The 12,535-nt window shown below is 33.3% G+C and carries 12 protein-coding genes and 1 pseudogene; 11 read left to right on the top strand and 2 right to left on the bottom strand.

All coding sequences use genetic code 11. From position 1 onward, the window contains the following. The first annotated feature begins 54 nt into the window (after positions 1–54). From MR875_05195 to alaS, 9 genes are all read left to right on the top strand, one after another. Positions 55–624, top strand: a complete 570-nt coding sequence (locus MR875_05195; GenBank protein MCI6994236.1) for a hypothetical protein — start codon at positions 55–57, stop codon at positions 622–624. Between the two features lie 122 nt (positions 625–746). After that, entirely contained in the window at positions 747–1,883 is a 1,137-nt protein-coding gene (gene ftsZ, locus MR875_05190) for a cell division protein FtsZ (protein MCI6994235.1), read from the top strand. A 118-nt stretch (positions 1,884–2,001) separates the two neighbouring features. Further along, positions 2,002–2,181 (top strand): protein translocase SEC61 complex subunit gamma, encoded by a 180-nt coding sequence (locus MR875_05185; GenBank protein MCI6994234.1) that lies wholly within the window; start codon positions 2,002–2,004, stop codon positions 2,179–2,181. A 241-nt stretch (positions 2,182–2,422) separates the two neighbouring features. Then, positions 2,423–2,893 (top strand): transcription elongation factor Spt5, encoded by a 471-nt coding sequence (locus MR875_05180; GenBank protein ID MCI6994233.1) that lies wholly within the window; start codon positions 2,423–2,425, stop codon positions 2,891–2,893. After that, positions 2,893–3,375: a 50S ribosomal protein L11 gene (locus tag MR875_05175; GenBank protein ID MCI6994232.1), complete on the top strand. Its 483-nt coding sequence runs from the start codon at positions 2,893–2,895 to the stop codon at positions 3,373–3,375. Before MR875_05180 ends, MR875_05175 begins: the two co-directional genes overlap by 1 nt. Before the next feature lie 180 nt (positions 3,376–3,555). After that, positions 3,556–4,194 (top strand): 50S ribosomal protein L1, encoded by a 639-nt coding sequence (locus MR875_05170; protein ID MCI6994231.1) that lies wholly within the window; start codon positions 3,556–3,558, stop codon positions 4,192–4,194. Then, positions 4,194–5,201, top strand: a complete 1,008-nt coding sequence (locus MR875_05165) for a 50S ribosomal protein L10 (protein MCI6994230.1) — start codon at positions 4,194–4,196, stop codon at positions 5,199–5,201. Before MR875_05170 ends, MR875_05165 begins: the two co-directional genes overlap by 1 nt. A gap of 61 nt (positions 5,202–5,262) precedes the next feature. Beyond that, complete coding sequence (gene rpl12p / locus MR875_05160; protein MCI6994229.1) at positions 5,263–5,562, top strand: 50S ribosomal protein P1; 300 nt, start codon at positions 5,263–5,265, stop codon at positions 5,560–5,562. 233 nt (positions 5,563–5,795) lie between these two features. Next, complete coding sequence (gene alaS, locus MR875_05155; protein MCI6994228.1) at positions 5,796–8,492, top strand: alanine--tRNA ligase; 2,697 nt, start codon at positions 5,796–5,798, stop codon at positions 8,490–8,492. Positions 8,493–8,541: 49 nt separating this feature from the next. On the opposite strand, the pseudogene MR875_05150 reads toward alaS, so the two are convergent. Then, positions 8,542–9,665, bottom strand: a pseudogene (locus tag MR875_05150) (MFS transporter). A 259-nt stretch (positions 9,666–9,924) separates the two neighbouring features. Here MR875_05150 and thiI point away from each other — a divergent pair. Both thiI and MR875_05140 read left to right on the top strand, forming a co-directional pair. Further along, a complete protein-coding gene (thiI, locus tag MR875_05145) occupies positions 9,925–11,079 on the top strand; it encodes a tRNA 4-thiouridine(8) synthase ThiI (GenBank protein MCI6994227.1) in 1,155 nt (384 codons plus the stop codon). Between the two features lie 129 nt (positions 11,080–11,208). Next, positions 11,209–12,303, top strand: coding sequence for a fructose-1,6-bisphosphatase (locus MR875_05140; GenBank protein MCI6994226.1), 1,095 nt, complete (start codon positions 11,209–11,211; stop codon positions 12,301–12,303). A 138-nt stretch (positions 12,304–12,441) separates the two neighbouring features. Here MR875_05140 and MR875_05135 read toward each other — a convergent pair. Next, on the bottom strand, positions 12,442–12,535 hold a 94-nt coding region (locus tag MR875_05135; protein ID MCI6994225.1), incomplete at its 5' end, for a DUF357 domain-containing protein.

Below are 12,535 nucleotides of genomic sequence, written 5' to 3'. Positions count from 1 at the left end.
TGATATAATAAATATAATGATAATAGAGTATTTATCTATTTTGGGATGATTGATATGGCAAGAAGATTTATTACATATTTCGATAAAGAAGGTAATGATTACACAGATGAATTAATAATGGCTATTAAAGACAAATTAGATGTCACTAATATTAAAAGAATTATTATTGCTTCTGCCACTGGTGAATCTGCATTGAAATTGTACGAAGCTGTTGGTGATGAAGTGGAAATAATTAATGTAACTCATCATATGGGATTCAGCGGACCCAATGAATCAGATATAACTGAAGAAATGGTTGAAAAACTTGAAAAGGTGGGAATCAAAACTTATTTCGGAAGTCATGCATTCAGTGGTGCTGCAAGAGGAGTTACCAATAAATTTGGAGGATATTCTCCATTAGATGTTGTAGCTAATACTTTCAGAATGTTTTCACATGGTATTAAAGTTGGAGCAGAGATATCTATTATGGCTACAGATGCTGGTTTAATTCCAGTTGGGGAAGAGATAATTGCTGTTGGTGGAAGAGGCCATGGTGTTGATAGTGCAGTTATTTTAACTCCTGTTAATTCAAAAGATCTATTTAATTTAAAAATTCATGAAATTATTGCAATGCCAAGAGATTAAACTAAATATTTTTTAATATTTGACATAATTTTTGGTATGAATATAAATTAGTTGCATTTAAATATTAGTAAAAATAGAAATATCTAACAATTATTTTAAAGCAGAGAATGTGGGGTTAATTTGTGAAATTTATAGACGATGCAATCAAAGAATCCGAACAAAGAATGGAAGAAAAAGCACCTGAAAAACTTTCCTCTGATATTGATGATGAACTTATTAAGATGATGGAAGGTGCTCAAACTAGTATTTTTGTTGTTGGTGCTGGAGGAGCAGGAAACAACACTATTTCAAGATTAAATGAAATGGGTATCGAAGGTGCAACCACAATTGCAGTAAATACTGATGCTCAAGATTTATTTTACAGTCAATCTACTAAAAAGATTCTTTTAGGTAGAAAAACTTCTAAAGGATTAGGAGCAGGTGGAGAACCATCTGTTGGTGAAGAATGTGCTGAAGAAAGTGAAGATGAAATTAGAGATGAATTGGAAGGCGCAGACATGGTATTTGTCACCTGCGGTCTTGGTGGAGGAACTGGAACTGGTTCAGCACCAATTATCTCCAAACTTTCTAAAAAATTAGGTGCATTAACCGTTGCTGTAGCTACTATGCCATTTTCAGCAGAAGGTATCAAAAGAAGAGAAAATGCTGAACAAGGTTTAGAAAAACTTCAAGAATCTGCTGATACTGTTATCGTAATCCCAAATGATAAATTATTAGAAGTGGCACCTAACTTACCTTTAAACAAAGCATTTATGGTATCTGATGAAATTTTAGGTAGGGCTGTTAAAGGTATCACTGAATTAATTACCAAAAAAGGTCTTGTAAGTTTAGACTTTGCTGATATTAGAAGCATCATGGGTGGATCTGGAATGGCTATGATTGGTATGGGTGAATCCGATACTGGTGACAGAGCTTTAGAATCTGTACATGAAGCATTAAGCAGCCCATTATTAGATATTGATATTTCAAATGCTACTGGTGCATTAGTTAATATATCTGGTAGTTCTGACTTAACATTACATGAAGCAGAAAAAATCGTTCAAGTTGTTGCTGATAAATTAGATCCTGAAGCTAACATTATTTGGGGTACTCAAATTGATGAAAGTCTCCAAAATACTGTTAGAACCACTGTGGTTGTTTCAGGTATTAAAACTAACCAAGATTCTGATAACAATTCTGATATTGAATATGCAGAAGACAATTCAGAAAATAAATCAGCTGACGATCAATTAGATGATTTCATTGATGGAGTCTTCTAATTTTATCTTTTTATTTTTTTTAAAAAATGCAAACATTTATTAATGTTTAAACTTAAAAATTATTTTATTACTATTATTTTATTATAATTTATAAAAATTCTTAATTTTGGTTATTTAAATGAATGTTCAAGAAGATTTTAACAAATTTATCAAAGACAGTAAAAGAGTATTAAAAGTAGCTAAAAAACCAGATGGTAAAGAATACCGTGAATTAGCTAAAATTGCAGCATTAGGTGTTGCAGTTATTGGTGTTGTTGGTTATTTCATTGTTTTATTAGGCTCTTTAATAGGTTTATAAACCTAACTTTTTTATTTTTTTGATCTTATTTATTATAATAAAATTCTTTGTAATGCTTTGTTTTATTTAAAATTATCATTTTTTTGAAAACTTTTAAATACTATAATTTATATAGATATTCATATTATAGAATTCTTATTTTCGAGACAATTTTTTCTTGAAAATTATGGCTTTTATAATATTTTTAACTTAATGTATGATTTTATTAACAGGAAAAATTTTAAAAATAGGTGAATTTTTTATGGAAGATACTAATAGTTCCATATATGCTCTTAAAACATCCGCAGGTCAAGAAAGAAATGTTGCTAGACTCTTAGCACGTAAAGCTAGAACCATTAATGGTGTAGGCATTTCCTCAATTCTTGTTCCAGAATCTTTAAAAGGATATATTTTAGTTGAATCTTCAACAAAAATAGATCTTAGAAACCCTGATTTAAAAGTACAACATTTAAGAGGGGTTGTCGGAGGCAATGCAACCATTACTTTCGAAGAAGTAAAAAGATTCTTAAAACCGGAACCAATTATTTCCTCTATTCAAAAAGGAAGTATTGTTGAACTTATTTCTGGTCCATTTAAAGGAGAAAGAGCAAAAGTGGTTCGTATTGATGAATCACGTGAAGAAGTCGTTCTTGAGTTAATAGAAGCTGCAGTACCAATTCCGGTTACTGTTAAAGCTGATCAAATTAGAATAATTCAAAAGGAGGCTGACTGATGGCTAAAGATACAGTCGAAGTTCTTATCGAAGGTGGAACTGCAACTCCTGGTCCACCATTAGGTCCAGCTTTAGGACCTCTCGGTATTAACATGATGCAAGTAGTTGAAGAAATTAACAAAAAAAGCGCTGACTTCGCAGGAATGAAAGTGCCTGTTAAAGTTATCGTGGACAGAGACACTAAAGATTTCGAAATTGAAATCGGTACTCCACCTACAACTGCTCTTATCATGGAAGAGTTAGGCATCGAAAAAGCTTCTCATGAACCAGGTTTAGATATTGTTAATGACTTACCAATTGAAGCTGCTTTCAAAATCGCTAGAATGAAATTCGATTCATTACTCTCTAACGATTACAAAGCAGGTATCAAAGAAGTTATGGGAACCTGTGTTAGTATGGGATTATCTGTTGATGGTAAAGACCCAAGAGAAGCACAAAAAGATGTTGATGCTGGAAAATATGATGATATCTTATTAGAATAGATATTGTTTTGTTAAATTTAAATTAAGTTAATAAATACAGTGTATATGATGTTATAATTCAAGTTATAATTGATATACTGTTTTTAATTCATGCAATCGTTGAAGAATTTTTTTCTTGTAATCGATACTCATGAAACCAAAAAATATCCAATGAACAGAAAATGTTCATGGGGGATTAATATGACACAAGATGTAATTAACGCGGTGAAGGAGGCAAAAGAACAATCTAAGCCGAGAAACTTCACTGAGTCCGTAGATATTATTATTAATATCCGTGACTTAGATGTCAAAAAACCAGAAAATAGGTTTAATGAGGAAGTTACTCTTCCTAAAGGCCGTGGCAAAGATGTTAAAATCGGAGTCATTGCTGATGGGGAACTCATTGTTCAAGCTAAAGACGCTGGTCTTGACACTGTAATTAATAAAGGAGATTTAGAAGCTTTCGGAAAAGACAGAAAATCCGCTAAAAAAATGGCAAACTCTGTTGATTTCTTAGTAGCTCAAGCTGATATGATGCCCCTTGTTGGTAGGTTCTTAGGACCTGTACTCGGTCCTCGTGGTAAAATGCCAAAACCAGTACCTGCAAGTATTAAATTAGCTCCTCTCTTAGAAAGATTACAAAATACTGTCAAAGTTGGTGTAAAACAACAAGCAAGTATTCAAATTGTTGTTGGAAGCCAAGACATGTCAGACGAGGATATAGCTGAAAATGTGGAAACTGTTCTTACAGTCTTAGACCGCAATTTAGAAAAAGGAAGAAGTCAAATCAAGTCCATGTTTATTAAAACAACTATGGGACCAGTAGTGAGGGTGATCTAATGGCTCATGTTGCAGAATGGAAAAAGGAAGAAGTCCAAGAGCTCAAAGCTATCATTAATCAATACGATGTAATTGGTATTGTTGATTTAATGAACATTCCTGCAAAACAGCTCCAAGAAATGAGAAAAGCTCTCAAAGGTAAAGCTGTTATCAGAATGTCTAAAATGAATCTTATTGATTTAGCTCTTGCAGATTGTAATGCTGATAAAAACAACCTTGTTGATTTATCTAATCACATGGAAGGTCAAGTTGCACTTATTGCAACCGAAATGAACCCTTTCAAATTATACAAAATATTAGAAGACAGCAAAACTTCAGCTCCTGCTAAACCAGGATCTATTGCTAGTGATGATATTATTGTACCTGAAGGGGACACAGGTTTCGCACCAGGTCCTTTCTTAGGTGAATTACAACAAGCTGGAATTCCTGCAAAAATTGATAAAGGTAAAATCTGCGTACAAAAAGAAACTGTCGTTGTAAAAGCAGGCGAAGAAGTTTCTAAACAAGTAGCAGCAACCTTATCCAGGATGGAAATCAATCCAATGGAAGTAGGAATCGATTTAAAAGCAGTATATGAAGAAGAAGCAATTTATACTTCCGACATACTTGCAATCGACGAAGAACAAACATTAGCTGACGTTCAAAATGCATTCAGAAATGCATTTAATTTATCTGTAAACGCAGCAATCCCTACTGATGAAACTATTTCCACTATTATTACTCTCGCATACACCAGAGCAATCAATGTTGGTGTTGCAGGAGCAATTATGACCTCAGAAACTGCAGAACCAATTATTGGTTTAGCACAAGCTAAAATGTTAGCTATTGCATCCGAAGTTGCTGACGCACCTGGTGCTATTGATGACGAATTAGCTGACAAACTCTCTAACGTTGCTGTAGCAGCAGTTCCAGTAGTTGGAGAAGTTGTTGAAGAAGAGGAAGAAGAGGAAGAAGAAGAAAGTAGTGAAGAAGAAGCAGCAGCTGGGTTAGGAGCTCTCTTCGGTTAAATTAATTAATTAAAATTTTTATTATTAATAAACTAACACTTTAAAAATTAATGGTGATAACATGGAATACATATATGCGGCAATGATTTTGCACAGTGCAGAAAAAGAGATTAACGAAGAAAATGTTAAAAGTATTATCGAAGCAGCAGGAATTGAAGCTGAAGATGCTAGAATCAAAGCTTTAATTGCAGCTTTAGAAGATGTTGACATTGACGAAGCTATGGAAACTACTGCTATGGCAGCAGCAGCACCTGCAGCAGCTCCTGTAGCAGCTGAAGCAGCTGAAGAAGAAGAAGAGGAAGAGGAAGAAGAAGCTTCTGAAGAAGAAGCAGCAGCTGGATTAGGTGCTCTCTTCGGATAGATTTTTTAAATCTATCACCTTTCTTTTTTTTATTTCTTATTTAAATCTCAAATAACTCTTATTTTAATTGAAAATTAACTATTTTTTATGATCTGAAATATTGTATTTAATATTTTAGTATTGATTTTATTCAATGAAATTTCTAAAAATCACTTTTTATCAGACTTTTTTCACTAATTATTTATTTAACAAAATTCATAGTATATTCTAATAAATAATTTAAACTGATTCATATGGTAGAAATTTTTGAAAAACTTGGTTATAAACTACAAACCTGTAAAACTTGTGGACAAGAGTTTTACTCCCAAGTTGATAGAGACACTTGTGGAGATGCTCCATGTGATGAGTATGGTTTTATTGCAAATCCTGCTACTGATAAACCGTACAATTTATATGAAATCCAGAAAGTTTTCAGAGAATTTTTAGAAAGTGAAGGACACACACATGTCCCAAGATATCCTGTTCTTGCTAAACGGTGGAGGGATGATGTATTCTTAGTTGGTGCATCAATCTTCTGTTTCCAGCCATGGATTACTTCAGGACTTGTTAAACCGCCAGCTAACCCAATTGCAATGGCTCAACCTTCAATCAGACTTAATGATGTTGATAATGTTGGACGTACTGGAAGACACATGACCTGTTTTACAATGGGTACCCACACTGTTATCAACAAGGAAGATGACTTCATTTACTGGGAAGATGAAACAATCAGAATATGTCATGAGTTCTTCAACTCAATTGGAATCAATACTGAAGAGATTACTTTCATCAAATCCTGGTGGTCTGGTGGAGGTAACGAAGGACCTTGTTATGAAGTATGCTGCAGAGGAGTAGAACTTGCAACTCTTGTGTTCATTCAATATGAAACTTTAGAAGATGGCTCCAAAAAAGAAATTCCAATCAAAGTTGTAGATACTGGTTATGGACTTGAAAGAATTGCATGGATTTCTCAAGGAACTCCAACAGCTTACGATGCATGTTTTGCACCAGTTGTAGATAAATTAAGAGAATTGACTGGTGTTGAAATTAATGAAGATATTCAAGGAAGAAATGCACAAATCGCTGGAATGATGGATATTGAAGATATTGGAGATTTAAAAGAACTCCGTCAACAAGTTGCAGATAGTTTAGGTCTTTCTTTAGAAGATTACTTGAAAGCTGCAGAACCAATGGAAGCGATTTATATTATTGCAGATCACACCCGTTGTCTTGCATTTATGATTGCAGACGGAATCATTCCATCTAATGTGAAAGAAGGTTATCTTGCAAGATTGGTTTTAAGAAGAACAATTAGATTCATGAAAGATTTAAACATGAAAGAATCTCTTGCTGAAGTAATGGCAATACAACTTGATTTCTTATCCAAATTCTACCCAGAAATTCGTGATTCTGAAGAACATATTAGGAATATTATTGAATTGGAAGAAGAAAGATATGCTGCTACAGTTAAAAAAGGTAGAAGTATCGTTAAAAGATCAATCAAAAGACTCAAAAAAGAAGGCAAAAATGAAATGCCTCTTGACATGTTAATAGATTTATATGATGCACATGGAATTCCTCCTGAAACAGTTGTTGAAATGGCAGGAGATGATTTCACTGTGGATGTTCCAGGTAATTTCTTTACCCAAGTAGCAGGAGCTCACGAAAAAGATACTTCCAATAAAAAATCCACTTTCAAAGTAGATTTCCCTGAAACTGATTTATTATTCTATAAAGATTTCTACCAACAAGAATTTGAAGCGGAAGTTTTAGGATTAGTCGAAAAAGATGGTGATAAATGTTTAGTATTTGATAAAACAGCATTTTATCCTGAAGGAGGGGGTCAGCCTTCAGACATTGGTGAAGTTTCCATTAATGGAACTATCTTTAAAATGGGTCATGCAGAAAAAGTTGACAATGTTGTATTACATCATGTAGATGCAGAAATCAAAGATGATGTAGTTGGTAAAAAAGTCACAGGTAAAGTTGACTGGACTAGAAGAATGACTCTTGCACGTCACCATACAGGAACTCACTTGGTTATTGCAGCTGCAAGAAAAGTATTAGGTCAACACATCTGGCAAGCAGGTTCTCAAAATGGACTTACAAGAGCACGTATTGACTTATCTCATTATAAACGTATCACTCAAGAAGAGCTCAATGAAATCGAAAAATTGGCTAATGAATATGTAATGGAAAACATTGATTTGGATATCAAATTCCACACAAGAGATGAAGCACAAGAATTATATGGATTTGTACTCTATCAAGGAGGTATTGTTCCAGGTAAAATGATTCGTGTTGTTAAAATCCCTGGAGTGGATGTTCAAGCTTGTGCAGGTACACACGTCTTAAGAACTGGTGTTGTAGGACCAATTAAAATCAATAAAACTGAAAGAGTTCAAGATGGTGTGGAAAGAATAGATTTCTCAGCAGGTCTTGCTGCAATTGATTCAATGCAACATGACAGTGAACTTTTAAGAGAAAGTTCCAATATCTTTAAAGTTGACAATGATCAACTTCCAAAAACATGTGATAGATTCTTCAGTGAATGGAAAGCACAGAAAAATGAAATCGACAGATTGAAATCACAAATTGCTTCTCTAAAAATGAATTCTTTAGCTGATGATTATGAAGAAATCAACGGTTTAAAAGTCGTATCAGAATTGATGGAAGCTGACTTTAAAGAACTTCAAAAAATAGCTACTGACTTTACTGACAGTGGAAAAGCGGATGTAGTTATTATGGGAAACAATGATGGTAAAATTGTTGGTGCAGCTTCTCAAAATGCAATTGATAATGGAATTAAAATCAATGATGTTATCAAAACTGCTGCTGGTGTATTAGGTGGTGGCGGTGGAGGCCGTTTAACCTTAGCACAAGGTGCAGGTAAAGATACAGATAAAATGGATGAAGCTATCCAAACTGCTGTTGAATTAATCAAAGGATAATTATTATCCTTTTCTTTTTTTATTTATTTTTAATCAAATTATATTAGTTCTAATTTTCTAATTTGTTATCCATCTCATAATAGACAGTTCTTGATGAAAACCATGCAATCAAACCTATTGAAGATATGATTATTGAGCCAATCATAACATATTGTAATCCTCCATAGGACCATAAAAATGAGGATAATGCACTACCCATAGCTCCAAATATGAAATTGTTAACTACAAATACTGTATTTAATCTGCTACGTTCATTATTGGATAATGAGAATAATCTTGTTTGTGATAATATTAATACTCCTTGCACAGCTATTGAAATCAGTGCAGTTACAATTATTACTGTTATAATTGACTGATTTAAAAGAAGTGTTGAAGTACCTATTAAACTAAGGAATATAAATAATCCAAGTGCAGGTATACTTAATCCATTATCCTGCAATTTTCCAACCACGACTCCAAACAGTGAAGTAACAAGCCCTGCCAAACTAACAAATCCGATTTGTGTTGTTGTGTAATTAAATGGGCTTCCGGATAATAAAAATGTTAATGATGTCCAAAATATGTTAAAAATCAGTCCAAAGATCAATCCACTTTGAAGCAATATTCTAGGCAATACTTTGTATCTTTTTGCTGCTGTAAATACGATAAATATCAGTTTTTTATATGAAGTAAGTTTATTTTTTCTTGGAAGATCTGGCAAAACGTAAATCATAATCAAAATCATAATTAAATTAAGAATTGCTGCAATAACATAAACTAATCTCCATCCTCCAAATCCTGCAATTATTCCACTCATGAATCTGGAAAATATTGTTCCGGTGGTTATTCCAGAGGATACAATTCAAGCATCTGTCCACGATTTTCCTTTTCGCTTAAATCACTGGTTAAGGGTATTAAAATTTGTCCGGAAACTGTTACAATTCCCATGCTGAATAATGATAATGACAATATTGTAAAAGATGGTGCAATAATACATGATATCAAAGCTATTATTGATAATGACATTACTGTTGTAATTAACCTTTTTCTTTGAACAAAATCTCCTAATGGAACAATGAGTAAAATACCTAATGCATACCCAATTTGTGTTGAAGTAATAAGTAACCCTCCCTTAGCTCCGGGCAATCCAAAACTTGTCATTATTTGCACCAATAATGGTTGAGCCCAATACATATTACCAATTGCAAGACCAGAACAGATTGCAAATAGAATGGCTAATGCTGTTGTCATTTTTATTTGGTTTGTAGTTTCCATTTTATCAAGTGATTATTTTTTTAAAATTATATTTTTAATGTTGTAATTATTTAAATATGATGTTGTTAAAAAGGTTTATAAAGGTATAAACTAAAAATTATACTTGCTGTTATATTTTAAAAAACTAGTATAGAAGGGATTACTATTTTTTCAGCGTGAACTAAAAAGAGTTGTTTAAATGAATTATGATTTAATTATTGCCAGATATGGTGAAATTGGGATTAAAAGCCCTAGAGTAAGGTCTCGTTTTGAAAAAAAACTAGTTAAAAATATTAAAGCTACATTTGAGTGTAAAGTTGATAGGAATCAGGGAAGAATCTATATTTTCCCGGAAGATTTCGATGAAGGATTAGATCAATTAAATTATGTATTTGGTGTTGTATCTTATTCTCCAGCAGTTTCAACTCATACTAGCTATGAAGATATTGATGAAACATTAACTAAATACACTGAATCTTTAATTGAAGATGGTGTTTTAGATGAAAATACAAAATTTGCTATCAAATGTCGTCGTGTTGGAACACATGACTTTTCTTCACAGGAAATGGCTGCCCACTGTGGTGGTGTTGTAAGAAATGTTGTTCAGGCACCTGTTGACTTATCAAATCCTGATTTAACCATTTTTGTTGAAGTCAGGGAAGATGATACTTATATTTTCCATGAAAAAATTAAAGGCCCTGGTGGTCTTCCATTAGGAACACAAGGTAAAGTTGTTGCACTTATATCTAGTGGAATAGATTCACCGGTTGCAGCTTATTTGATGATGAAAAGAGGTTGTGAAGTCATTGCACTTAACTGTGACAATGCACCATTCGCAGGTCCAAAAAGCACTGAAGTTTTCGAGTTATTAGTGGGTCAATTGAATAAGTATGCAAAAGGAGCTCCTATTAAAAAACGTGTTGTTCCATATGGTGAATACTTGCAGGCTGCTAAAGATCATGCTCCTGAAAAAATGACTTGTGTATTATGTAAATCTGGAATGTATCACATTGCAGAGAAATTAGCATTAAAGCTTGGGGCAGATGCTGTTGTAGATGGAAGTAGTGTGGGACAAGTTGCTTCACAAACTTTATCAAATATTTTAACTACAAGGTATGGCGTTGACATACCGGTTTTATCTCCATTGATTGGACTTGATAAAGAAGAGATTACTGAAATTGCTAAAAAAATTGGAACTTTCCAATATTCCAAAATCGATGATGGTGGATGTAAAGCAGTTCCAAAATATCCTGAAACTCATTCAGAGTTAGACCGTGTTCTTGAAGCTCGTAAAAAGATGAATCAGGATGAAGAAATTCAAAAAGCTTTTGACAATATTAGAAGACTTGATTAAGTTTTCTATTTTACTTTTTTTAAAACATTTTTTTAATGTAATTATTGTTATACATAATAATTAAATACTATATTTTATATAAATAACAAATGAATAGTAAATAATAATTTACTAATCGAGGTTATTAAAATGAAAACTACTGTTAGTGTAATTAAAGCTGATATTGGAAGTGTGTCTGGACATTGTGTCGCACACCCAGAATTAATTGATATCTGTGATGAAGTTTTAAACGAAGCTTTAGAAGCAGGAATCATAAAAGATTACTACATCTCCCGTTGTGGAGACGACATTGACTTAATCATGACCCACGATAAAGGGGAAGAAAACGAAGAAGTTCACAAAACTGCATACAACGCATTCATGAAAGCTACTGAAAGAGCACGTGAATTAAAATTATATGGTGCAGGTCAAGACTTATTATCTGATACTTTCTCTGGAAACATCAAAGGTATGGGTCCTGGTGTAGCAGAAATTGAATTTGAAGAAAGACCATCTGATCCAGTACTCATCTTCTGCTGTGACAAAACTGAACCAGGTGCATTCAACTTACCTATATTTAGAATCTTTGCAGACCCATTCAACACTGCTGGTCTTGTAATCGACCCTAAATTACACGATGGATTTAAATTTGAAGTATTCGATGTAATCGAACACAAAAAAGTTATCTTAAACTGTCCTGAAGAAATGTACGATTTACTCGCATTAATCGGTTCCACTGGTAGATACGTAATTAAAAGAGTATGGAAGAAAAATGGGGAAATCGCAGCTGCAGTAAGTACTGAAAGATTAAACTTAATGGCTGGTGAATACGTAGGTAAAGACGACCCAGTATGTATTGTAAGAGCACAATCTGGTTTCCCTGCTAACGGTGAATGTGTTGACCCATTTGCATTCCCACACATCGTAAGTGGATGGATGAGAGGATCCCACAATGGTCCTATGATGCCTGTTTCAGAACATGAAGCAAACCCAATCAGATTTGACGGACCTCCTAGAGTAGTAGGTTTAGGTTTCCAAGTAGCTAACGGTGAATTAATTGGTCCTGTAGATTTATTTGATGACCCTGCATTTGACCCTACCCGTGAACAAGCTGCTAAAATTGCAACTTACCTCAGAAGACACGGTCCATTCGAACCTCACAGATTACCTGCTGAAGAAATGGAATATACTTCATTACCTGGTGTAATGGCAAAACTCGAAGATAGATTCGAAGATATGGAATAAATTTAAGGGATTTTAATTAATCTCTGCTTTTTTTTACTTTTTTTATATTATTGTAAATCAAATACTTTATTTTTAAGCTGCAGATGGTAAATGGGGACGGTTTTTTTATTAAATGGTGGAATTTAATTGATTTTTTGTTTAAATTAAACCATGAATCATTCTAAGAGCATCTAATAATCCATGACTATATTCGATACATCCAAATGCTGTACGCATATCTTTTTTCTTTTCA

It is taken from the genome of Methanobrevibacter sp., from assembly GCA_022775905.1.
Lineage (GTDB): Archaea > Methanobacteriota > Methanobacteria > Methanobacteriales > Methanobacteriaceae > Methanocatella.
The sequence above is the reverse complement of the archived record's forward strand: the minus strand, read 5'-3'. Positions and strand labels throughout refer to the sequence as shown.